Raw genomic sequence first — 25,454 nt, 5'->3', positions numbered from 1 at the left:
GTTCCTCCCCGCTCTGTATTGGACCTGAGAGTTTCCGCGCGTTGCGTGAACAACCATCGCTTGCACCGTCGGTGAGCACAGCACTCTTTCACCCTTGAGGTGGGCAGAATGCCTGCTGCTTTCCAGAGTTGCCTCGCCGCGGCGGTGCGTGGGCCTGAGAGATTCCTGGGGAGGGTTTGCTCCTACGGCGCCTGCATCACATGCTTGCAGGACTCTCCCGCCGCAGATCAAAGGCATTTTCAGTTATGTATGACCCCGATCAGGGCAGGCCACAGGGGTTAATTGTCCTACGTCACGGTCGCCGCCGCAAATGGACTGCCCGTTACTTCCTCAGCCGCTCAAGGACTCCCAGCAGGATTTCGACGTCGGCCTCCCGCCCGACATTGCCGCCCTCTTGCCCGCCCTCGAACATCGCGTTGAAATAGAGCCCGTCACCCATGTAACTGACTGCCTTGGCAACCTCTGGGCCGACGTCCTCGGCGAGCACGTCCAGCCACCGCTGTTGAATGGCGGCGAATCTGCGACGCGTTTCCTCGTGGGCCACTTCAGCCAATCTGGTGACGGCAACAAAAGCCCGGTCCATCGGCGTGTCCGCCCAGAGCGAGGAGCGAATGAAGTAGGCGGCGGAACCATCGGGCGACGCCTTCATCAGCTCCGTGTCCTCGTCGGCCAAGAGATCCAGCCGTTCAAGCAGGGCCGTGATCAGTGCTTCCTTATTGGGGAAGTGGTAGAGCAGCCCACCTTTGGACACCCCTGCGCGCTTGGCAACGGCGTCGAGCGTGGCAGCTCGCTCCCCCACCTCGATGAGGAGGGCTTCGAAAGCATCCAGGACGGCGTCCCGGGCAACTGGTTTTCGTGGCATGTGTCCATCATTCCCTAAAGGCTCGCCGGGTTGTATTTGAAACTGTACCGTCTGGACGGTATAGTAAATAACATGTACTCGCCGTCCTCAACCCAAGCACCCCGTTCCGCTCGTCCCGATATGGGCCAGGCAGCACCGTGGCGCGATTGGACGGCACTGGCACTCCTGATGTTCCCGGTGCTGCTGGTGGCCGTCGACAACACCGCGCTCACCTTCGCCCTGCCCGAGATCGCCCGATCCCTGGACGTGGGCGGCGTTCAGCTGCTGTGGATTGTTGACGCCTATCCCCTGGTCCTCGCCGCACTGCTCGTCTCCATGGGCAACCTCGGTGACAGAATCGGACGACGGCGGCTGCTGCTGATCGGCAGCACCGGCTTCGCGGCGGTTTCGGCTGCTACGGCATTCGCGCCTTCCGCTGAATGGCTCATTGCCGGACGCGCGGGCCTTGGTGTCTTCGGCGCCATGCTGATGCCCTCAACGCTGTCCCTGATCCGGAACATCTTCACCGATCCCAACCGCCGGCGGCTCGCGATCGCTGTGTGGGCTGCCGGCTTCTCCGGTGGTGCGGCGCTCGGCCCGATCTTCGGCGGCTGGCTGGTGGAGCACTTCTGGTGGGGTGCCGTCTTCCTGGTGGCAGCGTTCCTGCTCCTGCCGCTTCTGGCCTTCGGCCGGGTCCTGATTCCCGAGTCCAAGGACGCCAATCCTGGCCGCGTGGACGTGAACAGCATTGTCCTGTCCGTGGTCACCATGGCCCCGTTCGTCTACGGCATCAAGGAATTCGCAGTTCACGGCTTCGGAGCGTCGGCTGCAGCTTTCATGGGCTTCGGCCTGGTGATGGGCATCCTGTTCGTTCGCCGCCAGCAGCGGATCGAAAACCCCATGCTGGACGTCGCTTTGTTCAAGAACAAGGTGTTCAGCACGGCAATCGTGGCAAACGTGCTGTCCTTGTTCTCCATGACGGGCTTCATCTACTTCTTCGCCCAGCACCTGCAGCTGGTTGAGGGACAGTCCCCCATGGAGGCAGGCATCGCCATGATTCCTGCCCTCCTGGCAACAGTCATCGCAGGCCTGCTGGTGGTGCCGCTGGTCAAGCGTGTCCGGCCCGGCTTCGTTGTCGCTGCTGGTCTGACGCTCAGCGCCATCGGTTACTTGATTGTGGTGGTGGGCGACCACGGCAGCGGCCCGATATTCCTGCTGTCAGCCCTGACCGTTCTCGCCGTGGGCGTGGGTGCTGCGGAGACCATCTCCAACGACCTCATCCTGGCCTCAGTACCTGCCGACAAGTCCGGCGCCGCCTCAGCCATTTCCGAGACCGGCTACGAGTTGGGTTCGCTCTTGGGGACGGCCGTGCTCGGCTCGATCCTCACGGCTTCCTACCAGCACAACCTCATCATTCCGGACGGCGTCTCCTCACAAGCCGCCGGGAAGTCAGGGGAAACCCTCGCCGGTGCTGTTGATGCGGCAGCCGCACTCCCGGCGCCATTGTCGGAAGCGTTGACAGTCGCCGCCCGGACAGCTTTCGAGTCCGGCGTCCACATCACTGCGGCGATTGGGCTGGTCCTGATGGCCGGCGCGGCAGTGCTCGCCGCCGTCGTCCTCCGGCGTGTGCCGAAGGCGCAGTAATCGCATTAGTCCTCGTGTCAAGAACGGAAGGCCGGGTCGCTCAGCGGCCCGGCCTCTTTTACGTGGTGGCTACCTAAACAGCGCTGTTGAGTGAGGACCCCAGGCCCAGGCCGCGGGTGATACCGCCGGTGGTTGCGGTGGCCAGCGCCGACAAGTAGTCGTTGCGGCGCCGCGCCGTGATGCGGGATTCAGGTTCAAAGGCTTGATCCGGGCTGTCCGCGTAATGGGCGGCCAAACCGTCGCGCATGAGACGGATACCCTCGGCCCGCTGCTGCGATACGGCGGCGTGGGTTGAGCCCAGCTCCTCGGCAAGCTCCTTTACGGAACGCCCTGCCAGGTAGATTTCCTGGATCACGAAGCGCATCTTTTCCGGCAAGGCATCGACGGCGGCCCGAAGGTACTTGATGCGCTCATCGGCCAGGACCGAGTGCTCCGGAGATTCGGCAGGAGAGGCCACAGTATCCGCGACGACTTCGTCGAGGGAGGTGAGGGTTCGCGAGGCATCGGCTAACGCAGCCTCAACGTGGCTGCGTTCCACACCGAGCGCGGACGCCATCTCGGCAACACTGGGGCTCCGTCCCAGGACTCCCGTCAGCGTCTCCTGGATGGCCGTGGTTTCCTTGATCCGCTTGCGGGCTGAGCGTGTGGCCCAATCGCCGGCCCGCATCTCGTCCGCGAACGCGCCCACGATCCTGCGGCGGGCAAATGCGCCGAAGGGAACGCCGAGGTCAGGATCAAAGGAGTCCGCCGACGTAATGAGCGCCATGGAACCAACAGAAGCAAAATCGTCGCGCGATAAATGCGTGGCACGCGCGCAAAGGTCAGAGACCAAGTAACCAACGAGCGGAAGGTGCTGCAACACCAGCTCGTTGCGCTGTTCGCGATTCAAAAGTGAGTCCCCCCATGAGACCGGATTACTGAGTTGCAAGAACCTGAAATGCTGAGTCCCGCAAGGCCGCCTAGAGACCAATCACAGCGGCGTTTCGGGACTTCGTTCAGGTACGTGTTCAGTGAACATACCACCTGAAAACGACTCTGCGTGTACGCTCAACAGAAGTAAACACAAACCCTGCCAAATCGTGATTTTGGCGGGCAATAAAATGAATTGGGGAACCGTGGGGGCGGACGAGCTATCGGCAACGCTGTGGCGCGAGCGGAGGCAACTTGATTTCTTGCTTTTCCTGCTCGAAACGCAGCTCCTGCATCTCCGGGCAGGCAACTGGCACCGGCTGAACTTCACCGCGGCCGAACTTGAAAAAGTCCTCGAAAATCTCCGATTCGAATCACTCGCACGCGGTGTTGAGGCGTCCGCGCTGGCCGCCGAATGGAAAGCGCCGGACCATTTGACGCTTCCGGCCCTCATTTCGATCGCACCGCCGGGAATCTGGCCTGAACTTCTTGAGGATCACCGCCGCGGGATGGCTGAACTTCTGGCTGGAATTGACGACGCCGTTGCCGCCAACGTCACGCTGTTGGAGGACTCACAGGCCCCTGCGCCACTCCCGCAGCCCGGTATTGCTGACCTGGCCGGTGACACGGACGATCTTGCGCTCCTGGCCCGGGATGCCAACGTCCAACGCGCCATCACGGCTGTCCGGGGTGCCACGCTGCCATTGCTCCGGGACTTCCTGGGCCTGGGCTAGCTTCCCGAACGCCCTCTCTCACATCCCACGCCCCTTCAGCCGGCAACGGCACGGTACAGTCCATAGGCGGCGAGCACCATCACCGTGACTCCAACGATCAGGTCAGTCCAGGTGGCCAGCGCCTCCTTGGCGTTCTTATTCTTCTTCGGTACGTGCATGATGCCGGCGACGAGAAGGAAGACACCGCCAGCGAATCCCGCGGGAAGCGCCCACCCCGGCACCAGCGCGAGAAGGCCTGAGAGCCCCATGCCCACGTTGGCCATGCCGAGTTCGCGTGTGAGTTGCTTCTCCTGAACAGTCGAAATTGATGCGCCAAGGATCGCTGCAGTGGGCCCCTTGCCCGAGACCTGGGCTAAGCCCGCGACAAGCAGTCGGGTGCCGACAGCCCAATAATGGGCTCGAATCCCTTCGAGTTCAGCCTGACAGCTTCAGAATAGCGACAGCAGAAGGTGAGAGAGGGTGCTATTCGCCGGATGGGGCAGGCGGGCGGAGGTTCGCCAGGAGTTCCTCAGCCTCGGGGCCGGCCTGCGTCGCGGCCAGGTTCGCCGCAGCAATAGCCGCCACCACCTCGCTCCGCTGGATGGACACACCCCGGGGGGCTTCGATTCCGATCCGAACGCCGTCGCCGCGCCCTTCCATGACGGTGATGACAATGTCGTCCCCGATCATGATCTTTTCGCCCGGCTTACGCGTCAGTACCAACATGCCTTCAATGTACCTTTCCTAGGGCCGGTGCGGTGGCCGGAGTGCCGTCCACCCAGCCAACGGGAATGCCAAGCATGTCCACTGTCTCCGGACTCGCTGTTTCCGAGGCACCGATGACTACTAGCCCCGACACCGCCGCTGACTCTCCTGCCAACACATCCTGCAACGCCTGCACCCAGGCCTTCGTGTCCTCAGGCTTGCGCCGGGCGTCGACCACAATCCACAGTTGATCGGCAGCGAGGCTTGCGATGTGGGCAGCTTTCGGCGGTACGTCGCGCGGGCGCCCCAGTCCGAAGGCAACCACCACGGTCTGCCCGGTCAGGACCGCCTGGGCGCGTGCCGCCGTCGCACTTTGCCGTCCTTGGAGGTGCCGGTGACCGAAGGCGCTGAGATCCCCGGCCGTGCGGACGTCGGAGCCGCCGGCGGCGATGGACATTTCCAGGGCGGGGCCGAGGGCGTCATCGCCCAAGCCCAGGAGGACGATGAGGTTGCCGTCGCCCGTCATGGCTTGGGGTACGCGAACAGCGCTCGACGGCGGCAAGGGCACCGGAGCGGGTAAGCGCGGCGGAGCCGCTGGTTGCAGTTCCTTGCCGAGCTGTTCCAGGAGGCCCGCGAAGTCCGGAGAGGCTGTGGACACGGGAGCGGGTGCGGCCTTGTGCAGCTCAAGTTCGGCGGCGTCGGCACGCTCCAGCAACGCCGCAATCGCCGGCCCGTGCAACTCATGAACAGGCCAGGGAGGGGCGGCATCCGGCACATCCGCAACCTCCACTGTCGCCTCGAAGCGGGCTGCGGCGAACAACCCCACAATGCCCGGATTGGTGACCTTCTCAGCAGCTACGATCCTCGCCCCTGGACCGTATTGCTGAACTGCCTTCTCCCGGATGGCCTCCAGCGAGGCGCCACTAAGCTTGTAGCGCTTCTGCATAGCGGACCACCCCTACTGTTTCAATGCGGATGTTGGCCGAGGTAACTTCGCGGTACGAGAGGACGGGGACACCGCCGTCGGGGCTTGCTACGAGGCGGCGGATGGCAGGGCGCAAGGCCGGTGCGCACACCAGGACTGCTTCCCTGCCGGCCGCGGCCGCTCCGTCGACGGCGGACTTCAGCGAGGTCAGGACGCCGTCGAGTTTCGCCTGGCCCATGATTATTTGCGTCCCACCCTCGGCCGGGCGCATGTCCTCAAGCATCGACTGCTCCAGCAACGGATCAATCATGATCACGTTGAGCACTGCGCCGTCGAGGTACTTGTTGGCCAGAACCGGGCCCAGGGAGTGCCGCGCAGACTCGACCAGGGACTCAGGGTCGGTGGACACCTTGGCCCTCAGCGCGAGTGCCTCGTAGATCCGTGGGAGATCGTTGATGGGGACCTGCTCTTCCAGCAGGCCCTGCAGCACGCGCTGGATTTCGGCCAAGGACATCAGCCCCGGTGTGAGCTCCTCCACGGCGGACGGGCTCTGCTTACGGACCCCTTCGGTGAGCACGCGGACGCCCTCACGGGTCAGGAGCCGGGCAGCGTTGGCCGAGATGATCGAGGACAGGTGTGTAACCAGAACGGACACGCGGTCTATCACCGTTGCCCCCGTCATTTCCGCGCTGTGGCGCATCTCCGTGGGAACCCATTTGCCGGACAACCCGAAGACGGGCTCCACGGTTGCCGTTCCGGGCAGTGCGTCCAGGAAGTCGCCCAAGGCGAGCAGCTTGCCCGACGGCGCCACTCCCCTTCCAGCCTCGACTCCGGCGATACGGATGGCATAGGTGGACGGCGGCAGGTCCATCGCGTCCCGCGTGCGGACCGGCGGAACCACGAGTCCGAGTTCCATGGCGATCTTGTGCCGGAGGGAACGCACCCGTGCCAGCAAGTCGTCGGAGGCACCGGAGACGATGTCCACCAGGTCCGGAGCCAGCAGGATCTCCACGGGATGGACGCGCATGTCTTCCATGAGCCGCTCGTTGGGATCTTCTTCCACAGTGCCGGCGGCGACTGCCTCGGCGGCCTGCGCCTCAGCCTGGAGCTTCTGTTGGGTGGCTACCCGCCGCGAAGCGAGGACCAACAGCGCTCCCACCACGACGAACGGAAGGATGGGCATGCCGGGAATGAGCGCCATGCTTCCTGCGGCCAGACCTGCGATCAGCAGGGCGTTGGGCGACTGCATCAGCTGCGAGGAGGCCGTACGGCCCATGTCCTCTTCGGCGTTGGACCGGGTGACGATCATGCCGGTGGACACAGCCATGAGCAGGGCCGGGATCTGGGTCACCAGTCCATCGCCCATGGTCAGGAGGCCGTACGTGTTCAGGGCATCGCCGGCGTCCATGCCGCGCTGCAGCACGCCGATGGCGATGCCGCCCACAAAGTTGATGATGATAATGATGATGCCCGCGATGGCATCGCCCTTCACGAACTTCGAGGCACCGTCCATGGCGCCATAGAAGTCGGCCTCCGCGGAGACCTCGGCACGGCGTTTCCGGGCTTCGGCGTCCGTGATGAGCCCAGCGTTGAGGTCGGCATCGATGGCCATCTGCTTGCCGGGCATGGCGTCCAGGGTAAAGCGGGCGCCCACCTCGGCAACGCGTTCGGCGCCCTTGGTAACCACCACGAACTGGATGACCACCAGGATCAGGAACACCACGGCGCCAATGATCAGCGAACCGCCAACGGTGACCTTGCCGAAAGCCTCGATGACCTGCCCTGCAAAGCCCTGACCCAGTACAAGACGGGTGGACGCGACGTTGAGCCCAAGCCGGAAGAGCGTGGCCACCAGCAGCAATGATGGGAAGACCGAGAAATCCAGGGGCTTCTTGACGAACATGCTGGTCAGCAGGATCAGGAGCGCGAGCAGGATGTTGCACACGATCAGGAAGTCCAGCAGCGGCGCCGGCAGCGGAACAACCAGCAGCAGGACAATACCTACGATGCCAACCGGCACGGAAAGCCGGGCGAATTTGTTGTTCTTCATGCCTGGAAACTCTCTTTCATACTGTGTATGCCTCGCGCAGTTCCCCGCGTCTTCAGCGACATCACGAACGCCAGTACGGCGGCGACGGAGCGATACAGCTCCACCGGGATCTCCTGCCCCAGTTCGCAGGCGGAGTGGAGCGCCCTGGCGAGGGGGATGTCCTGAACCATCGGCACACCCTTCGCTTCGGCTTCTTCCCTGATGCGGGCTGCGATGAGCCCCGATCCCTTGGCCACGACGCGTGGTGCCGATTTGCCGGCGTCGTACTTCAACGCAACTGCCACGTGCGTCGGGTTGACCAGCACGACGTCGGCGTCCCCGATCGCGCCGATCATGCGGTTGCGGCTCATGCTGAGCTGGCGCGAGCGGCGTTGGGATTTGATGAGGGGGTCGCCGTCGGTGTTCTTGTTCTCGTCCTGGACTTCCTTCTTGGACATCCGGGTCTTCTTGCGGTTGCGCCGCATCACCACAAAAATGTCGGCCGCGGCCAACACCAAACCGGCCGCTACCGCAAACTGGATCAGTGCGCCGACTCCACCGGCGGCCGCCGCCAGCACACCGGCCACCGGAAGGCCGCCGGCCGTCAGGAGCGCGGGCATCAACCCCTGCACCACGGTGTACAGGACAAGACCCACGACGGCGGTCTTCAGCAACGCTTTGGCGCCTCCCCAGAGTGCCTGGCCACCAAACATCCTCTTGAAGCCCGCGAGCAGGTTGAAATGCTCGAACTCAGCACGAAACTTCTTGAACCGGATGCCACCCTGAAGCGCGGATCCGGCGAGGACCACCACGGTGACAACGAGGAGTAGCGGCCCCAGGATTCCGGCAAGGGAACCCAGACCCGCTTCAAGCGCGGCCACGGCCTTGGCGGGGTCGGGCTCTGCGATGACACTCTTCACGGTGAACAATTGGTCCACTGCCGCGTTGGACGCGTGGTCGATGGTGGCGGGGAGCATCGCAGCGGCAGCCCCCACTGCCAGCCAGGCCATCAAGTCCTGGGACCTGGAGAGCTGGCCCTTCTCCCGGACCTCGCGCATCCGCTTGTCCGTGGCTTGTTCGGTTTTCTCCTGTGAATCCGCCACTAGCCCACCCCCAGCACGGTGTTGGCCGCCTGCTCGGCGAGGGTTGCCACGAGCCTGGGCAGCGCCAGGAACAGGAACCCAGCCAGAGCCAGCGTGATGAAGATCTTGAGCGGGAAGCCCAAGGCGAAGGCGTTCAGCGCAGGGGCGACGCGGGTCAGGAGCCCGAGCCCGACGTCGGCCAGCACCAGGACCACCAGCAGCGGACCTGCGATCTGGACTGCTGCGAGGAACATTCCTGTCAGGGCACCGATCATGGCTTCGACAGGCTGGCTGAGGTCGATTCCACCGGCCAGCGGCAAGGCCCTGAAGCTCCCGGTAAGGCCGCCGATGACCAGTTGGTATCCGTCGGAAGCGAAGAGCAGGGCCAGGGCTGCCATTTGCATCAGGCGGGTGAACTGGGCACCGTTGACCATCATTTGGGGGTCGAATGCCTGGGCCATCTGGAAGCCGCTGAACAGATCCACCAGGCTGCCCGCGGACTGGATCGCGGCGAAGATCACCATCACCAGGAAGCCGAGGAACAACCCTGTGACCAATTCGAGCACCACAGCCATGACGAAGCCGGCGGTGTCTTTCGGAACGGCATCAGCGGACAGCCTCTGGGAGACTGCCAACCCCAGTCCAATTCCCAGCATGGCCTTGATACGGGCCGGAATGGCGTGATGGGCGAACGGCGGGGCCACCATCAGGAAGGCCGTCATGCGGACCGAGGCCAGCAACATGACCTGGATCCACGATTGGTCGAGGGGAATGTCCACCTCACGCTCCGCCGATCAGTCCTGGGATGCGGGCGAACAGTTCGTTGGTGAACGCGACCATTTCCGAGATCATCCAGTGGCCGCACACCACCAAGGCGATGGCGACTGCCACAGCTTTGGGCACGAAGGACAGCGTGGCTTCCTGGAGTTGGGTAATGGATTGCAGGAGGGAGATGGCCAGCCCGACCACCAGCGCGGTGACGAGGGTAGGCGCAGCCAGCTTGGCTGCCACAATCATGGCCTGGAGGCAGATGTCCAGGACTGCGTTGGTATCCATCAGCCGCTCGAATAGCTCTGGATCAGGGACGTGATGACCAGTCCCCAACCGTCCACCAGGACAAACAACAGGATCTTGAACGGCAGCGAAATCATCACCGGCGGGAGCATCATCATGCCCATGGACATCAGTGCTGCCGAGACCACCAGGTCGATCACCAGGAAGGGGATGAAAATGACGAACCCGATGATGAAGGCGGCCCGCAGTTCCGAGATCATGAACGCCGGAACCAACGTCTGGAACGGGACGGATTCGGGGTTGGCCGGGTTGGCCATGTCCGCGGCCCTTGTCATCAGTGCAATGTCCTCTTCACGCGTATGGGCCAGCATGAAGTGCTGCAGCGGCGACCACCCGGCAGCCATTGCACCGTTGAAGTCCAGGCCGCCATTCAGGTACGGCTGCACGGCAACAACGTTGATGTCCGAAACCACCGGCCACATGACGAACAGGGAGAGGAAAAGGGCGAGGCCGGCAAGGACCTGGTTCGGAGGGATCGCGGGCAAGGACAATGCGTTCCGGGTCATCGCCAGTACCACGAAGATCTTGGTGAAGGACGTCATCATGAGCAGCAGCGCCGGGGCCACCGAGAGCAGCGTGATCCCGATCAGCGTCACGACAGCCGTGGAGGGTGTCCCGTCCAGACCATTGATATCGATGCTGACGTTTCCACCGGATTCCGGCGCCGCCGGCGAGGTGGGCGGCGTGGGCTGGGTGGGGTCGATCGGCGTCGCGTGTGCCGCTGCCATGCCAAGCCACACTAAGGCTGCCGTGAGCAGCAAAACCGCCAGCACGGACACCAGCCGCGGCACGGCAAAATCAGCGGATCGGTTCAATTGCGGCGTCCCCTGAAGGCATCCGAGGCTTGACGCCACGTGGACGCGGACAGGATGGAGCCGTGCATCGGTGGTGCAGTGCGCGCGGGGTCGCGGGTGCCGTCAGCGCGGGTACCGTCAGGGAGGCGGCGCGGCTGGCTCCGGAGGTGGAGTTCGCTGCGACGGCGCAACTCGGGAAGCGGCTCGCCCGAGGCCTGGCGGAAAAGCTCTGCAAAGCTCGCCGATGGCTGTTCCTGCACAGCCTCTACTGCCTCGACAGTCTCCGAAACAACAACGGGCGCGTCGCTGCTGTGCAGCACAGTGACCGCGTGCTCGGTTACGCCGAGCAGGAAGCGCTTGTCCCCGGCATCGACCACCACCACAGAGGCTTTCTGGCCCACCACCTGTCGGCTGACCACCGTGAGGGCAGCGTCGGCGCGTCGGCGGCCTTTGCCCTTGCCGAGTCGCTTCTGGACGAACCAGATCAGCCCCAGCACCGCGCCCAGAGCCACGAGCACGCGCAGCCCGAGGATGAATGAGTCCATCTAGAATGTTCCCTCTGCCCCGTCCAGGATGCGGGTGATGCGGACGGCGTAGTCCTGGTCCACCACCACTACCTCGCCGTGAGCGATGAGCCGGCCGTTCAGCAGCACATCGGCCGGCGCCCCGGCCGAACGATCCAGTTCAATGACGCGTCCGGGCTCCAGTGCCAGGGCATCCCGGACAGACATCCGTGTACGGCCGATCTCCACGGTCAGCGCCATTTCCACATTGCTGATGAGGCCCAGACGCGCAGCCATGTCACTGTCCTGGCCGGCGCGGGCCGTGTTCAGCGCAGCACCGTTGTCCCGCACGCGGACGGCGAACCAGCCAAAGGGGGCACCGCCGTCGTTGAGCTCGAATACTGCGGTTCCCGGATCGGACAGCAGCCCGGCGGCGTCTTCCTCGCGCAGCTCCCCCAGCACACCGGCGTCGAACGCTGACGCGGCTTGTTCCAAGGCGGGACGCAAGACATCGATGGCGGAGACCGCACCCAGCAGCCCGGACCCGCCTGCGGCGGCCAGGAAGGACCGGTCCACCAGCAACAAAGCGAAGTCCGTGGTCGAGGCACCCACAAACGTGGCCGTCACGGCGGGAGAAGCGTAGGCTGCTGCGTCCTGGGCCGGGACGATGCCCGCAACGCGGAGAGTGGAAGCACTCGGCAGATGCAGGGCCAGGCGCTCGGCTGCCGCCGCCTGAAGGGTCAAAATGTTGCTCATCGCTGGTGCTCCTCGGTTGTGACGATGACGGCGGCGGCCCTGGAGCCGTGGCGGGCAGCCGCGGCGGTGGCCAGGCGGGTGCCGTTGATGGTGACGTCGAACGGCCGGTTTTCCAGGTGCGGCAGGTGCAAGACATCGCCGACGGCGAGGCCCAGGATCTGCGCCGGCGTCACCGGTGCGGGGGTCAGCTGCACGGCAACATCCACGGGCACCTGGGCGAGCTGCGTCCGGACCAAGGCCTCGTTATCCACGCTGTGGACGGTGGGGTTCACGTCGCCGAGCCCAGACAGCAGGACGTCTGCGGGAATGGCCAGGGTGGCAGCGCATTGGGTCTCGCCCACGTTGACGCTGAAGGAGGCCACGATCATGAGTTCAGACGGCGCAGCGGCTTGCGCGAACTGGGAGTTGTACTGGATACCGTCCATGGCCACGGCCTGGGTCAGGAGGTTGCCCAGCGAATACCGCAGATCCTCCAGCACTTCCTCCACCATGCGGGAAATCAGTGCGTGCTCGATCTGGGTGAATTTCCGCTCCGGAGCCGCGGTGTCTGTTGACCCGCCGAGCATCCGGCTGAGCCAGGACAAGGCAGCCGTCGCGGGGAACTGGATGACCAGCCGGGACTCGCTGCCGTCGATCCTGCACAACACCATGGAGGTCACCGACGGAAGAGAGGCAGAGTATTCGTCGTAGCTCTGCATGCTGAGCTGTTCCAAGGTGGCGGTGGACTTCAACCGGACTTTGGCGGTGAGCTGCGTCCCCCACTGGCGCGCGAAGGTTTCAAAGGCCACTTCCAGCACGCGGCTGTGTTGGCGGGGCAGGGTGGTGGGTCGGCGGAAGTCATAGACGTCCACAGTGCGCTGGCGTGCCGCCGCGCGATCTTCCTGTTCTCCCACGGATGGCACTATCGGCATGTCAGGGAGGGGCGTAAGGCTTTCTGCGCAGGACTATGTGGCGGCTGCTGCGGGCGCTATTTTGCCGCCTTCGCCGCGGCGGCAGACTCCTTGGTTTGCGCTTCGATGGCACCCGGAATCAACGCACGGACATCCTCCGGACTGGCCGAGAGCAGCACCACGTCCACGCGCCGGTTCAGTTCCATGAGCTCCTCGGTGGAATCGTCCGTCACTTGGCGGGCAGCACCGAAAGCAACGGCGCCGATCCGCCCGGGTGGCATGCCTGAGTTGTCAACGAAATACCGGAGTACGTTCACGGAACGTGCTGCTGAGAGCTCCCACGTGGACGCGAAAGCCGTGACGCCTTTGGCCGCGTGGCCCTCCACCATGACCTCCAGGCCGGAACCCACCACGGTGGGAGCGATGGTATCCAGGATCTGGACGGCCTTGGGGGTGAGGTCAGGCATGTCGGGCTGGAAGAACGTTTGGGAACCCACCAGCTTTACCGTCAGCCCACGCTCCCCCACCACGAACTGAACGTTTGCTGACAGGCCCTGGGCGTCCAATTTAGCCTGCATGGCGCCCTGCAGTGCCGAGAGTTTGTCGGCCTCCTTGATGGCCAGGTCCAATGCCGAGAAGCCTTCGCCGTTGGACGTGGCGAGTTCGGCCGGCACCACTACGCCGCTGGCAGTGTCCACTTTCTGGCTGATTTCCGTGCCGAATCCAGTGGCCAGGGAGTTGCGCAGTTTCTCAAACTTCACCTGGTCCACCGAGGACATGGCGAACAGGACAATGAACATGCACATCAAGACGGTGACCATGTCCATATAGGAGGCCATCCAGCGTTCGTCGACGTGGTGCTCTTCAGGCTGCCCGCCGCGTCTCCTGCGGGACCTCATGCTGCCCTGGACGCCGAAAGCTTGCCGGGCTTGCCGCCGTCGTCCGCTTTGTCCTTGGCTTGCTTCGACTTGCCCTTCGTCTCGGCAGGAGCCATGGCACGGAGCCGTTCGGCCAGCAGCAGCGGTTGGGTGCCGTTCTGCACCGCCAGCAATCCCTCCATGAGGAGCGTCATGCGTTCGATTTCAAGCTCCGACAGGCGCTTGAGCTTGGCGCTCAACGGCAGCCAGATGAAGTTCGCGGACAGCAAGCCCCAGAGGGTGGCCACGAAGGCAGCTGCGATCATCGGGCCGAGGTGGTCGGGAGAAGACAGGTTTTCGAGGACGTGGGTCAGTGAAACCACGGTTCCGATGATGCCGATGGTGGGCGCATACCCGCCCAGTGCTGCGAAGAACTTGGAGGACACGTGGTCGGCACGCATTTTGGTGTCGATCTCATCCTCCATCAAGAGGCGGAGTTCCTCGGCGTCCGTGCCGTCGGCGATGTTTTGAAGGGAGCGCTGCAGGAACGGGTCCTTGGCGTTGTTGGCCTCTTCCTCGAGGGACAGCAGGCCGTCGCTGCGGGCCTTCTCGGCGAGGCGAACCAACTCGTCAATGCTCTCAGTGGGCTTGGCAGGCTTGCCAATGAAAGCCTTGGGTACGTCCTTGAAGGACTGGACCACATCGCGGAGCGTATTGCCTGCCAACCCCACCGCGATGGTGGCACCGAAAACCAGGATCATGGGTGCGGGCAGGAGCAGCGACATCAGGTTGGCGTGTTCCAGGGTGACCATTGCCACCACGGATGCGAAGGCCAGCAGCAGACCGACGATTGTCATGGACTACCTTCCGTTGGGGTGGTTGGGCTCTGGCTCTTCGCCAGCCTCAGGCGACCTGACCAGGCTCAGCGGATAGCCCGCTACCGCCGGAAGGTCCTGGGCACGGCGCAGCACACTGGCACGATAATTCGCGATCAGTTCCACCACCTCAACCAGCGATTCCCGCACAACGTAAGCGGCGCCGTCGAGAGTCACCAAGTGAGTGTCCGGACTCTCATGGATACGTTCGAGGATGTCCGGATTCACGGCGAAGCGTGTGCCGTTCAGGCGGGTGACAACGATCATGGGCTGTTCTGCTTTGGCTGGGGGCGGAGGTGGTTCTTTCCCCTACTGTCGGCCACGGTGGGCTCGGCGTTAGGAAGGCGGCCGGATCACCGCCTTCCTCACCGGGCTTAGCGCTTCAGGTTGCTCAGTTCCTGCAGGACCTCATCGGAGGTGGTGATGATGCGGGCGTTTGCCTGGAAACCACGCTGGGCCACAATCAGGTTGGTGAATTCCTGGGACAGGTCCACGTTGGACATCTCCAGCGAACCGGAGGCCAGCGAACCAAGTCCTCCATCACCGGCACCGCCAAGCTGGGCCGCTCCCGAGTTTGCCGTGGCAACGTAGGTGGAGCCGCCGGCCTTTTCGAGGCCCTCGGGGTTGGTGAAACGGGCCAGTGCCACCCGGGCCAGTACTTCTTTGGCGCCGTTGCTGAAGGAACCAATCAGCGAACCATCGCCGGCAAGGGTGAAGGACTCAAGCTCACCGGCTTCTGCGCCGTTCTGGCTGGTGACAGCCAAGGTGTTCAGCTGCGCAAACCCTGTGACCGCGCCCATGTTGACGGTGATCCCGCCAACTGTCATGGTCCCGCCGGACGTCAGCGCACCGTTGGCGAACGTGAGCGTGGATGCTCCTGTAGCCCCGTTGGCATCCGCGCCGGCTACGTTCCAGCCAGTGGCCGAACGGCTGAACGTCAGGGTGAGGCTGCGCTCTGCTCCGTTGGAGTCGTACACCTTGACCTGGCGTTCAACGGAGGTTCCTACCGCAGCGTCGGACGGCAGGTTGCCGCCGAGGGTGGCCTGCGTCGTGGCAACTGCCGGTGCAGTGGTGTCCGGGGACAAGGTGATGGGGCCCGTGGCTCCGCCTGTGTTGACGACACCGTTGGTGGCCGTCCAGCCCTGGAGGATGCCGCCGTCGGGACTGACCAAACGGCCCGCAGCGTCCATCTGGAAGTTGCCGGCACGCGTGTAGTACTGCTGCGTCCCCTTGCCGGTGACAAAGAAGCCCTCGCCGGAAATCATCAGGTCAGTGCCGCGGCCGGTGCTCTGCGACGAGCCCTGGCCGAAGTTGGTACTGACGCCCGCCACCCGGACGCCGAGCCCGATCTGCGCCGGGTTGGAGCCGCCAACTTCCTGCTGCGGGCCGGCAGCGCCCTGGGTCATCTGCGAGAGCGTGTCCTGGAACTGCGCGGACGACGACTTGTAGCCGGTGGTGTTCACGTTGGCGATGTTGTTGCCGGTGACGTCCAGCATGGTCTGGTGGGCGCGGAGGCCGGAAATTCCGGAGTACAGCGAACGGAGCATGGTGTTGCCTTTCTTCGGGTTGGTTCGGGGTAGGTCTTGGGAAAAATCAGATTGAGGTTTCAGTCTTTTTGCTTGGTGCGGTCATGCCGGTGATCAGATCCAGCGGGACCTTGGCGTCGCCCACCGTCACCGTCGGAACGCCATCAGCGAAAGACACAGCGCTGGCCACGCCGTCGCCTTTGGTCCCGTCGGCGAGCGCGTAGCTCACCTGGGTCCCGATGATCTGTGCCGCAGCGGTACGCATCTGCAGAGAGAAGCTCTCCCTGGCACCGGTCGTCAGCTCAGTCATCTTCTCCATCATGGAAAGCTGCACGGACTGGCTCATCATCTGGTTGGTGTCCATGGGCGCACTGGGATCCTGGTACCTCAGCTGTGTCACCAGCAAGGACATGAAAACCTCCGAATCCATGGTCTTGACGGGAGTGCGGGCAGCCTCACCCGATCCGACGCCGTTGCTGGCCGCAATTGCGGGAATGGTCATGGTTGTCTCTCCTTCACGTCAGACGAGGATGTCCAGGCGGTTTGTAGTGCTGGCGTCAGGCACGACGCCGGGTGGCGGCTGCCGTGGTTGCTGCGGTTGGTCTTCGGTGCTGTTTGCCCGCCGGTCACCGTCGCGCCGGGCTGGCTGCTCCGCGTCACGGGTTGCACTGCCGCTTCCTTGGCCGGGGTCTTTTCCGGTGTCCGTCGGGCTGTTGTGGGAGGACAGGCTCAGGCTTGCGCCGGAGTCTTCCAAGCCCCGCCGTAGCTCCGGAAGGACATGACGCACGGCTTCCCTGCCGGCATCCCCGGGGGCAAACAGCTCGATGCGCACGCCGGTGCCGTCGATGTGGGCACGGACGGTGAGGGGTCCCAGGTCTTCAGGGGACACCCGCAGCGTCATCACGTGCTCCCCCGGAGCCGCCGACGCCAGGGAAAAGAGGGGGGCTGCGAGTTGGGGTGTGAGGGGTTGTTGAAGGGTTGGCTGGAGCGCGGTTCCGGCGGGGGTTGGCGGGAGCGTGGTGGGTGTGGCCGCGGGGTGGACAGTGAGCGGGGCTGGCATGGCGTGGATCGCGCCCGGTTCGGGGGTTCCCTGCGCACCATGCCGTTCCAACCATCGAACCGGCAGCGAAGCCCCGAAATGGGCGGACGTGTCAGCGGCGAGGTCTTGAGTACCTGGATCGGGAGCACCCGGAACATCCGCATCCGATTCGACGGCTTGCTGCGGACTAGAGGGTACGAGCCGTCGAATGGGCAGCGAGCCATCGAAATGGGCAGACTGCGACGCCTCGGCAGCTGGGCCCGGAGCGACCACAGGCACTGCCGCAACCGCAAGCATGCCAGCAGTCCCACTCGCAGCGGTTCCCAGCGCAGCTACTCCCGTTTCGGGGGTTCCCAGCGCAGCTACTCCCGTTTCGGGGGTTCCCAGCGCACCATGCCTTTCCAACCATCGAACCGGCAGCGAGCCATCGAAATGGGCGGACGTGTCAGCGGCGAGGTCTTGAGTACCTGGAACGGGAGCACCCGGAACATCCGCATCCGATTCGACGGCTTGCTGCGGACTAGAGGGTACGAGCCGTCGAATGGGCAGCGAGCCATCGAAATGGGCAGACTGCGACGCCTCGGCAGCTGGGCCCGGAGCGACCACAGGCACTGCCGCAACCGCAGGCATGCCAGCACTCGAAGCGCCACCGGCACCCGCAGCTACGTCCGCCTCAAGCTCGTCCATTTCGGGGGTTCCCTGCGGACCATGCCGTTCCAACCATCGAATGGGCAGCGAGCCGTCGAAATGGGCGAGCGGCAATGCGTCGCTGGCAAGATCCGGGGCAACCTCAGGGCCACCGGCAGCCACAACCACGCCAGCGCTCGCTGCTATGTCCGGATCAAGCCCCTCCGATTCGACGGCTTGCTGCGGATTAGACGGTAGGAAGCGTCGAATGGGCAGCGAGCCATCGAAATGGGCGGGCTGCGCTTCCGTGTCCGTGTCCAGGGCTGCTGGCGATTCGGCGGCGGCAGGAGACGGTGCCACACGGCCTGACGCAGCCATCCCTGCATCACCGCCCACAGCGTCAACCGCGCCCTCAACCTCAAGCATGGGGGCGTTCCCAGTCAGGGGCACAAAACCGCCCAGCGCAGCATCCCCAAGCACATCCGACACAAGCCCACCCATTTCGGGGGTTCCCTGCGCACCATGCCGTTCCAACCATCGAATGGGCAGCGAACCATCGAAATGGGCGAACGACGACTCCTCGGAGACGCCGGCATCAGTAGATGCGTCCGTCACAAGCCCACCCGTTTCGGGGGTTCCCTGCGCACTATGCCGTTCCAGCCATCGAATGGGCAGCGAACCATCGAATCGTGCAGACGCTACGCCCTCGGAAGCCATCACCACATCAAAGGCCCCAGCATTCGAAGAGCCGCCTAGAACCCCGCCGCCACCAGCACGTGTGCCTGCGGGGCTGGCAGCAGCCGCACGGATGCCACCTCCAACCACCGCCTGCATCATGCGCCCCCTGCCGGGACGATCCGGCGGATGGACGTCAAGTTGGAGTACTTCTCCCAAGCGTCCCGGATCTGGATGGTCTGGCCGGGTACGGGAGCGTCGATGGCTTTGCCGTTGCCAAGATAAATGGAGATGTGTTCTCCGCCGTAGCTGACCACCAGGTCTCCTGGCTTGGCCTCTGCCAGCGATGCGACGGGCGTGCCCTTCTGCATCTGGTCGCTAACCACGCGCGGCAGTTCTACCCCAAGATCCTTGAACACCCGTTGGACAAATCCGGAGCAGTCCATGCCCACTGCGGGATTGGTCCCACCCCAGACGTAGGGCACACCAATGTACTTCTTAGCCGCGGCCACCACGGCGTCACCCGTGACGGCCCCGCCGCGGGTGCCGACAGCCGCCGTCCCTGCGGTCGCCGTCGTACTTCCGGCAGCCGGCAACAGCGAGCCCAAGCCAGCAGCACTCAACCCGGACGCCAGCGAAGAGGACGCGGACGAAGTCCCCATCGCACTGCTCAACGCCGAAGCGAAGGACGCGGCGTCGGCAACCGAAGCGGTCGACGCGGTCGAAGAAGCAGCAGCAGCGGACACACGCGCGCCTTGGGCCAACTGCTGTAACTGGGCCTCGATGCTCTGGATTCGCCCGATGGCGTCGGTCATGCTCATGAGCCGGCCTTCCTGTGCCACGCCGTGGACGCGATTTCGTCCAGGACGCCCTGCTCGGCCCGGAGTGCGGACGCGGCATATTCGGCGTCGTGACGGACTTCGAGCTTCTCCAGCCCCACGGCGCGACGCTTCGCCTCCGTGTACTCGGCCCGGGCTGAGGCAGCCTCGCTTTCGGCCACAGCTGCCAAAGCATCCAACTCGGCAAGCATGCTCTGCGAGGAGGCGCGGGCAGCAGCGATGGCCAGCAAGGATGCGGAGTCCCCGGCATGCCCTGCGGAATCGGCCAGGGCTTCACGGGCTTCCGCCCGGCGGACACGCAACGACGCCGAACGCGAGTTTGCCGCGGCAAGTCCGCTTTCCGCGGATTTCTGCTCGGCCTGTCGCAGCCGCAAGAGCCCGGCCAGGGAGAATTGTCGGTTCACGCGGCTCCTTCAAAATGTCCAAAGTTCGCTGAAAGTCTGGAAAGCTCGGCCCATGCATCGCCGTGGGGCGTCGATTCGCCCATCCCCTGCCGGAGGAACCGGTTGATGGCGGCCTCGTGGTCCAGGGCTGCATCCACCAGTGGGTTGCTGCCGTGCCGGTAAGCGCCGACGTCGATCAGGTCTTGGGCACCACGCCGTGCCGCAAGGACGCGGCGAAGCGAGACCGCGAGCGCCGAGTGCTCACGGGCGTTCACTTTCGACGCCACGCGGGACACGGAGCCCAGCACGTCCACGGAGGGGAAATGCCCGGTGACGGCGAGTTTGCGGTCCAGGACCACGTGGCCGTCCAGGATGGAACGGGCGGCATCGGCGATAGGTTCGTTGTGGTCGTCACCGTCCACCAGCACGGTGTAGATCCCGGTAACGGAGCCGGTTTCCGCGGTTCCGGCGCGCTCCAGGAGCCTCGCCAGGACGGAAAAGGTCGACGGCGGGTAGCCGCGTGTCGCGGGTGGCTCACCTGCGGAGAGGCCGATCTCGCGCTGCGCCATGGCCACACGGGTCAGGGAGTCCATCATGAGCACCACGTCCTTGTCGGCTTCGCGGAAGGACTCGGCGATGCGGGTGGCTGTGACGGCGGCCCGGAGCCGCATGAGGGCGGGCTCGTCCGATGTTGCGACCACCACCACGGAGCGGGCAAGGCCTTCGGGGCCGAGGTCGTCTTCGAGGAATTCGCGCACTTCACGGCCGCGCTCCCCTACCAGGGCGATCACTGAGACTTCGGCATCCGTGCCACGGGCCACCATGGACAGCAGCGAGGACTTTCCCACACCGGATCCCGCGAACAGGCCCATGCGCTGGCCACGGCCGAGGGTCGTCATGGTGTCCAGGACGCGGACACCGGTCTGCAGGGGCGTGTCGATGCGTGCCCTGCTCATGGCTGACGGCGCTTCCTGATCCAAGGGCACCATGCGGGACACGGGCAGAGGACCTTTGCCGTCGATCGGGCGGCCCAGTGCATCCAGCACCCGTCCGAACAAGCCGGCGCCGGTGGGCACCAGCATCGGCGCACCTTTGGCTCGTGCGGGAGCTCCCGCGGCAACACCGGTCAGCCGGCCGAGGGGCATGCACCGCACGGTCCCGCTGACCGAGGCAACCACTTCGGCGTCGAGCGTTTCAGGACCGGCGCCCACTGTGACGAGCTCGCCAACCGCGCAATCCAGTCCGGCGATTTCCAGCCCCAGGCCAAGCACTGACGTGACGGTCCCGACCCGCTGCGGCGCGGCAGCGGCCAACGCAGCGTGGAAGCGGACCGCGTGGGGCCTCATGCCTCAGGTCCCAGCAGCGCCTGTTTGGCCCGCTCCAGCGCGCTGCCGATGCGGGCATCGATCCACCCGTCCGGATACTCCCCGACGGCGTCACCAGGGTTGAGCGTAGGGTCCGGCTTCAGTTCAACACCGGCAACGTCCACGACGCCGGACGTCGCCAGCGCCGCAACGTCGCCCGGGTGGAGGCGCACCGCGGTGACGCGTCCAACGCCGGTACCCTGCGCTCCCAGCGCCCGGTCCAGCGCTGCCCAGGCGGTGTTCTCCCCCTTGGCAAGTTCGTAACCCAGGATGGCTTCGGCGAGTTCGACCGCACTGGCCGCCAGTACATCCTGCACGTCGTCCACAGCGACTTCCTGGCGCTGCTGGGCCGCTGCAGCTGCCGCCTGCAAAAGCTGAACGGCATGTGCCGCAGCCGAGCGGCCGGCGTCGAGCATGTCCTCATGCTCTGTCCTCAGACGTTCCTGAAGCTGGCGCTGCTCGGCCGCAGCAGCGTGGATCCCGGCGGCGTAGCCGGCAGCGTGGCCCTGGACGAATCCGCGATCGGTCTCGGTGGAACGTTCCGGGCCGCCAATAGCCGGGAAGGTGACACGGGTGAAGTGCTCAGTAGACAAAGTCGTCCTCGTCCCCGCGGCGGACAACGATGGCGCCTTCGGCTTCGAGTTCGCGGATGGAGCGGACGATCTCGGCCCGGGCTTCCTCTACCTGCGAGGCCCGGACGGGACCGGACGCCGCCATTTCGGACTCGAGGATTTCGAGGTTGCGACCGGACATGTTGGCGCGGACAGTGTCCAGCACCACCGTGGGGGCGCCTTTCATGGCCACGGCCAGGACGTCGGCGCTGACCCCGCGGAGGATCTGCTGGATGTCCCGCGGCTCCAACTTCACGATGTCCACGAACGTGAGCATGCGGGCGCGAACCTCGGTGGCGAGCTCCGGATCAAGCGTGCCCAAGCCGTCCAGCACAGAGCGTTCAGTGGTGACGTCGGACCGGTTGATGATGTCCACCAATGGCTGGATGCCGCCCACGATCTCGTTCGACTTCCGTTGCGACATGACGGCGCCTGCCCGGATTTTGAGGGTCTCAGCCACGATGCCAACTGCTTCTGGCGATGCCGAGCCCATGGTCGCGATGCAGCGGGCAACCTCGATCCGTTGCACATCCCCCAGACCGGACATCACCGCGGAGGCCTTCCCGGGGCGCAAGTGGGCCAAAATCAGTGCGATGGTTTGCGGGAGCTCACCGTCGATCAAAGCCAGTATCTGCCCGGGGTCCATCATTTCCAGGAACTCGAAGGACTTCCCGGCCATGGTGGATGCGAGGCGGTCCATGAAGCCTGCGGCTTTGTCCGCGCCGAAGGACGCTTCAAGAAGCCCGACGGCGAATTCCTGGCCGCCGCGGGCCGTGCGGCGGCCGCTGAGGGCCAGTCCGTGAAACTCGTTGATGACGTGGTCCGCCACGACCGAGGAGACGCGGCGGAGCCGTACGATCTCGGCGGCTATGTCCTCTGCTTCGGATTCGGAGAATTGGGCCATGACCGAGGCCGCGCTGGTGGGACTCATCTGCATGAGCACCACCGCCACCTTCTGCACTCCGTTCAGGGCTGATGCTTCCGGAACCGCGTGGCTCATACGGATTGCCTTTCATCCATGAGACCGCGCAGATACTCGGCTGTGCGGGCGGGATTGTCCGCCACCATGGCCTCGATCTGGGCGCGTTTCAGCTCGCCGTCCAGGGCGTCCGAGCCCGGGAGGGGCAACGCCGGAGTCGGCTGGATGGGCGCAGCGGGCTGGATGGACGTCAGCTCGATGGCGGTGGTCGCCGGTCCGGTGATGGCCGGCGTCGGGCTGGGTACCGGCAGGGCGTCGAAATCAGGCCGTTCCCCGAGATCCACGGGCTCACGGCGTTGGCGGCGCTTCAGGGTGATGAGCACTGCCACGATCAGCGCGATCGCTGCCAGCATGATGCTGCCGGCGAGGATGAGCGTGTTCATCAGCGCAGCTTCCTTGGCTGCTTCCGCATCGGCTTGTGCAGCCCCCAGTGCCTCGGCGGCTTTGTCCGCCGCCGCAGTGCTGAACGGGAGCACCTCTACAGTGACCACGTCACCGCGAGCGGCATCGATCCCGGCCGCCGAGGTGACCAGCGCGCGCACAGAGTCCACGTTGACGCCGCCGGCAGCGGCTTGGTTGATCGCCACGGAGATGGTCTGGCGCTTAACGGCACCTTGCGGGATGGTGCGGTCCTCAGTGACCTTGTTGACGGCGTTGTTCTTGGTGGTATCGCTGGAATCGTAGCTGCCGTTGGCATCGGTGCCGCCCGGAACTGCGATGTTGTCCGGCCCCAGGACCCCTGCTGCTCCGCCGCCCGTTCCGGTGTATGTCTCCGTTTTAGTGGATTCGCTGAGCGCCGGGGTGTCCGCTGCCGGGGTGAAGGTTTCGCTGCGCTGCTGGGCCGATTCCGCAGTGACATCGGCGGCGACAGCCACTGTGGCGTTGCCAGGTCCCACTACGCTGTCCAACACTGCCCGCACGGCGTCCGAGGTCCGCTGCTGGTAATCGGCGGCCTGCTTGGACGACGAACCCGTTGCCCCGCCGCCTACCGTCGAGAGGACGTTTCCTTGGGAATCAACCACTGAGACATTGGTGGGTTTGAGGTTCTCAATGGCCGCCGACGTCAAGTGCACAATGGCTTGGACCTTGTCCGATGACAACGTGGTGCCGGGTTGGGTTTCCACGAACACGGACGCCGTGGCCTCCGGGGTGGTGTCCACAAAGACTGACTTCTCAGGGATGGCGAGCCGGACAGCCGCACTCTTGACGCCGTCCATGGCCTGGACGGTGGTGCTCAGCTCACCCTCGAGCGCCCGCTTGTAGGTCACCGACTGCTGGAACTCGGAGGAGGTGACACCCAGTTTGTCCAGCAACGAGTACCCGGTGGCAGCAGCTGACGGGAGCCCCGCGGCGGCAGCCTTCAGTCGCTCGTCGTACACCTTGTCTTCGGGGACCAGGATGGTGGAACCGCCGTTGCTCAGCTCATAGGGAATGTTGTCCTTGCGGAGCTGCTCCACGATGCTGTTGGCGTCCGTGTCCTTCAACCCGGAGAACAGCGGCGAATAGGCAGGCTTCCCCAACCACGCCGTCAGCGCGACGCCGCCAAGGACCAGCACGGCGACGGCCAAAATAGCGAGCGTCCGCTGGGCGGGCGAAAACGCTTGGATTCCGCTGCCGAGTTTGCGGAAGAACTGGGTAATCGCGGGTGGCATCAGGCCTGCATCCTCATGATCTCGTTGAACGCGTCAATGCCCTTGTTCCGGACGGCGGCCACCAGTTCGAACGTCACCTGCGCGCGCGTCGAGGCAAGGGTTGCTTTGTGGATGTCGTCCAGGTTCCCGGTCACGGCGGACACCGCCAGTTCCTTGGATGTTGACTGCAGGGACTGCAAATTGTCGACGGCGCCACTGAGCGCGCTGCCGAAGTCGCCACTTGCTGCGGCTGGCTGTGCAGCGCTGACGTAACCGGTTCCGGTGACGCCCTGAATGCTTTCAATGGGTCCCAACGCCATCAGGACTTCCCTATCTCGAGTGCTGCCAAGTACGTTTCGCGGGCCCGGTCCACCACTTGGGCGTTGGCCTGGTATCCGCGTTGGGCAATGATCAACGTGCCCATCTGCTCCGCCATATCAATGTCCGGGTATCGCACATTGCCGTCAGCATCAGCCAGGGGATGGTCGGGTTGGTACACGATGCGGCCTTCGCCGTCCCCCAGAGGCGTGCTCTTGACGTACACCCCATCGCCGTTGTTGCCTTCCGCCGCCTCGATGTAGCGGGCGCGGAAAGCCTCTCCATCGGTACGGGAGGCATTGTTCATGTTGGCGAGGTTGTCCGAGACCGCATCAAGCCATTTGCGGTGGACGGTCAGGGCCGAGCCCGCGATACCAATTGCGTCGAAAGTCATCAGTTGGTCCTCAACGCCGTGCGCAGCGAGGTGAACTCGCCCGCCGCAGCCCTCGAGGCGAACTGGTAGCGCAACACGGTGTCGATGTTGGACAGCGTCTCAGTATCCAGGTTGACGTTGTTTCCGTCGGTCCGGGTTGGCTCATCGGACGGGGAAATTGTGGCATTGACGTGGCCATCACCGGAACGCACTGAGGCCGCCAACTGGTCTTCGAAAGAGACTCTCTTGGCCTGGTAATTGGGCGTGTTCACATTCGCGATGTTGTTGGCGATGGTCCGCTGGCGCAAGGAAAGCGCGTCCAAGGCGCTGGCCAAGGCGGCGGAAGTCACGGATTCAAGCACAAAGTCCTGCCTGGTGGTGTCGTAAGGCCAATCCGTGGCCATGCATCGAGCGATCCCTGCTCAGCAACAGCTATCGGCAGCGCTCGAATGCCCGTTAGCAAATTCAGCGCACTAATTTTGCAAACGTGGT

General features: G+C 64.6%; 30 protein-coding genes and 1 riboswitch. Of the genes, 2 read left to right on the top strand and 28 right to left on the bottom strand.

What is annotated here, in order from left to right:
* Positions 1-132: 132 nt before the first annotated feature.
* Positions 133-230, bottom strand: a riboswitch (glycine riboswitch).
* A 92-nt stretch (positions 231-322) separates the two neighbouring features.
* The gene (locus AYX22_RS05505; RefSeq protein ID WP_207596542.1) at positions 323-862 is read right to left on the bottom strand and encodes a TetR/AcrR family transcriptional regulator; all 540 of its coding nucleotides are present in this window, start codon (positions 860-862) and stop codon (positions 323-325) included.
* A 72-nt stretch (positions 863-934) separates the two neighbouring features.
* Between AYX22_RS05505 and AYX22_RS05500 the strand changes: the two genes are divergently transcribed.
* Positions 935-2,485, top strand: a complete 1,551-nt coding sequence (locus AYX22_RS05500; RefSeq protein WP_207596541.1) for an MFS transporter — start codon at positions 935-937, stop codon at positions 2,483-2,485.
* Between the two features lie 73 nt (positions 2,486-2,558).
* Here AYX22_RS05500 and AYX22_RS05495 read toward each other — a convergent pair whose 3' ends face one another.
* On the bottom strand, positions 2,559-3,374 hold the full coding sequence (locus AYX22_RS05495) for a sigma-70 family RNA polymerase sigma factor (protein ID WP_207596540.1): 816 nt from the start codon (positions 3,372-3,374) through the stop codon (positions 2,559-2,561).
* A gap of 211 nt (positions 3,375-3,585) precedes the next feature.
* Here AYX22_RS05495 and AYX22_RS05490 point away from each other — a divergent pair, with 211 nt between their 5' ends.
* Positions 3,586-4,128 (top strand): flagellar protein FlgN, encoded by a 543-nt coding sequence (locus AYX22_RS05490; protein WP_207596539.1) that lies wholly within the window; start codon positions 3,586-3,588, stop codon positions 4,126-4,128.
* A gap of 35 nt (positions 4,129-4,163) precedes the next feature.
* Here AYX22_RS05490 and AYX22_RS05485 read toward each other — a convergent pair whose 3' ends face one another.
* From AYX22_RS05485 to flgB, 26 genes are all read right to left on the bottom strand, one after another.
* A complete protein-coding gene (locus AYX22_RS05485) occupies positions 4,164-4,391 on the bottom strand; it encodes a hypothetical protein (protein ID WP_207596538.1) in 228 nt (75 codons plus the stop codon).
* Positions 4,392-4,590: 199 nt separating this feature from the next.
* A complete protein-coding gene (csrA, locus tag AYX22_RS05480; RefSeq protein ID WP_207596537.1) occupies positions 4,591-4,833 on the bottom strand; it encodes a carbon storage regulator CsrA in 243 nt (80 codons plus the stop codon).
* A 4-nt stretch (positions 4,834-4,837) separates the two neighbouring features.
* Positions 4,838-5,758: a hypothetical protein gene (locus AYX22_RS05475; protein WP_207596536.1), complete on the bottom strand. Its 921-nt coding sequence runs from the start codon at positions 5,756-5,758 to the stop codon at positions 4,838-4,840.
* Complete coding sequence (locus AYX22_RS05470; protein ID WP_207596535.1) at positions 5,736-7,787, bottom strand: flagellar biosynthesis protein FlhA; 2,052 nt, start codon at positions 7,785-7,787, stop codon at positions 5,736-5,738. The genes AYX22_RS05475 and AYX22_RS05470 overlap by 23 nt, the downstream gene beginning before the upstream one ends.
* Positions 7,784-8,869 (bottom strand): EscU/YscU/HrcU family type III secretion system export apparatus switch protein, encoded by a 1,086-nt coding sequence (locus tag AYX22_RS05465; protein ID WP_207596534.1) that lies wholly within the window; start codon positions 8,867-8,869, stop codon positions 7,784-7,786. The genes AYX22_RS05470 and AYX22_RS05465 overlap by 4 nt, the downstream gene beginning before the upstream one ends.
* A complete protein-coding gene (locus AYX22_RS05460) occupies positions 8,869-9,627 on the bottom strand; it encodes a flagellar biosynthetic protein FliR (RefSeq protein WP_207596533.1) in 759 nt (252 codons plus the stop codon). The genes AYX22_RS05465 and AYX22_RS05460 overlap by 1 nt, the downstream gene beginning before the upstream one ends.
* 1 nt (position 9,628) lies before the next feature.
* A complete protein-coding gene (gene fliQ / locus AYX22_RS05455; protein ID WP_159708780.1) occupies positions 9,629-9,904 on the bottom strand; it encodes a flagellar biosynthesis protein FliQ in 276 nt (91 codons plus the stop codon).
* Entirely contained in the window at positions 9,904-10,737 is an 834-nt protein-coding gene (gene fliP / locus AYX22_RS05450; protein WP_242703538.1) for a flagellar type III secretion system pore protein FliP, read from the bottom strand. Before fliP ends, fliQ begins: the two co-directional genes overlap by 1 nt.
* Positions 10,734-11,261, bottom strand: a complete 528-nt coding sequence (fliO, locus tag AYX22_RS05445; protein ID WP_207596531.1) for a flagellar biosynthetic protein FliO — start codon at positions 11,259-11,261, stop codon at positions 10,734-10,736. Before fliO ends, fliP begins: the two co-directional genes overlap by 4 nt.
* A complete protein-coding gene (fliN, locus tag AYX22_RS05440) occupies positions 11,262-11,975 on the bottom strand; it encodes a flagellar motor switch protein FliN (protein WP_207596529.1) in 714 nt (237 codons plus the stop codon).
* Positions 11,972-12,868, bottom strand: coding sequence for a flagellar motor switch protein FliM (locus AYX22_RS05435; protein ID WP_242703537.1), 897 nt, complete (start codon positions 12,866-12,868; stop codon positions 11,972-11,974). The genes fliN and AYX22_RS05435 overlap by 4 nt, the downstream gene beginning before the upstream one ends.
* A 74-nt stretch (positions 12,869-12,942) precedes the next feature.
* The gene (locus AYX22_RS05430) at positions 12,943-13,764 is read right to left on the bottom strand and encodes a flagellar motor protein MotB (RefSeq protein WP_207596525.1); all 822 of its coding nucleotides are present in this window, start codon (positions 13,762-13,764) and stop codon (positions 12,943-12,945) included.
* Positions 13,761-14,579, bottom strand: coding sequence for a MotA/TolQ/ExbB proton channel family protein (locus AYX22_RS05425; RefSeq protein WP_207596523.1), 819 nt, complete (start codon positions 14,577-14,579; stop codon positions 13,761-13,763). The genes AYX22_RS05430 and AYX22_RS05425 overlap by 4 nt, the downstream gene beginning before the upstream one ends.
* A gap of 3 nt (positions 14,580-14,582) precedes the next feature.
* Positions 14,583-14,864, bottom strand: a complete 282-nt coding sequence (locus AYX22_RS05420) for a flagellar FlbD family protein (RefSeq protein WP_207596521.1) — start codon at positions 14,862-14,864, stop codon at positions 14,583-14,585.
* Between the two features lie 107 nt (positions 14,865-14,971).
* Positions 14,972-16,144 (bottom strand): flagellar hook protein FlgE, encoded by a 1,173-nt coding sequence (locus AYX22_RS05415; RefSeq protein WP_207596520.1) that lies wholly within the window; start codon positions 16,142-16,144, stop codon positions 14,972-14,974.
* Positions 16,145-16,190: 46 nt separating this feature from the next.
* Positions 16,191-16,625, bottom strand: a complete 435-nt coding sequence (locus AYX22_RS05410; protein ID WP_207596519.1) for a flagellar hook capping FlgD N-terminal domain-containing protein — start codon at positions 16,623-16,625, stop codon at positions 16,191-16,193.
* An 18-nt stretch (positions 16,626-16,643) separates the two neighbouring features.
* On the bottom strand, positions 16,644-18,626 hold the full coding sequence (locus AYX22_RS05405) for a flagellar hook-length control protein FliK (RefSeq protein WP_207596518.1): 1,983 nt from the start codon (positions 18,624-18,626) through the stop codon (positions 16,644-16,646).
* The gene (locus tag AYX22_RS24295; RefSeq protein WP_207596517.1) at positions 18,623-19,285 is read right to left on the bottom strand and encodes a C40 family peptidase; all 663 of its coding nucleotides are present in this window, start codon (positions 19,283-19,285) and stop codon (positions 18,623-18,625) included. Before AYX22_RS24295 ends, AYX22_RS05405 begins: the two co-directional genes overlap by 4 nt.
* The gene (locus AYX22_RS05395) at positions 19,282-19,707 is read right to left on the bottom strand and encodes a flagellar FliJ family protein (protein WP_207596516.1); all 426 of its coding nucleotides are present in this window, start codon (positions 19,705-19,707) and stop codon (positions 19,282-19,284) included. The genes AYX22_RS24295 and AYX22_RS05395 overlap by 4 nt, the downstream gene beginning before the upstream one ends.
* Positions 19,704-21,032 carry a FliI/YscN family ATPase gene (locus AYX22_RS05390; RefSeq protein WP_207596515.1) on the bottom strand — a complete coding sequence of 443 codons (1,329 nt, stop codon included), beginning with the start codon at positions 21,030-21,032 and terminating at the stop codon, positions 19,704-19,706. The genes AYX22_RS05395 and AYX22_RS05390 overlap by 4 nt, the downstream gene beginning before the upstream one ends.
* Positions 21,029-21,643: a FliH/SctL family protein gene (locus AYX22_RS05385; RefSeq protein WP_207596513.1), complete on the bottom strand. Its 615-nt coding sequence runs from the start codon at positions 21,641-21,643 to the stop codon at positions 21,029-21,031. The genes AYX22_RS05390 and AYX22_RS05385 overlap by 4 nt, the downstream gene beginning before the upstream one ends.
* The gene (gene fliG / locus AYX22_RS05380) at positions 21,633-22,661 is read right to left on the bottom strand and encodes a flagellar motor switch protein FliG (protein ID WP_207596511.1); all 1,029 of its coding nucleotides are present in this window, start codon (positions 22,659-22,661) and stop codon (positions 21,633-21,635) included. The genes AYX22_RS05385 and fliG overlap by 11 nt, the downstream gene beginning before the upstream one ends.
* Complete coding sequence (gene fliF, locus AYX22_RS05375; protein WP_207596510.1) at positions 22,658-24,292, bottom strand: flagellar basal-body MS-ring/collar protein FliF; 1,635 nt, start codon at positions 24,290-24,292, stop codon at positions 22,658-22,660. Before fliF ends, fliG begins: the two co-directional genes overlap by 4 nt.
* A complete protein-coding gene (locus tag AYX22_RS05370; protein WP_207596509.1) occupies positions 24,292-24,591 on the bottom strand; it encodes a flagellar hook-basal body complex protein FliE in 300 nt (99 codons plus the stop codon). The genes fliF and AYX22_RS05370 overlap by 1 nt, the downstream gene beginning before the upstream one ends.
* Positions 24,591-24,983: a flagellar basal body rod C-terminal domain-containing protein gene (locus tag AYX22_RS05365; RefSeq protein ID WP_207596508.1), complete on the bottom strand. Its 393-nt coding sequence runs from the start codon at positions 24,981-24,983 to the stop codon at positions 24,591-24,593. Before AYX22_RS05365 ends, AYX22_RS05370 begins: the two co-directional genes overlap by 1 nt.
* Positions 24,983-25,324, bottom strand: a complete 342-nt coding sequence (gene flgB / locus AYX22_RS05360) for a flagellar basal body rod protein FlgB (RefSeq protein WP_207597486.1) — start codon at positions 25,322-25,324, stop codon at positions 24,983-24,985. Before flgB ends, AYX22_RS05365 begins: the two co-directional genes overlap by 1 nt.
* Between the last annotated feature and the right edge of the window lie 130 nt (positions 25,325-25,454).

Origin of the sequence: Arthrobacter sp. D5-1, from assembly GCF_017357425.1 — a bacterium.
Classification (GTDB): Bacteria; Actinomycetota; Actinomycetes; order Actinomycetales; family Micrococcaceae; genus Arthrobacter.
This window is presented reverse-complemented; position numbering and strand designations above follow the sequence as displayed.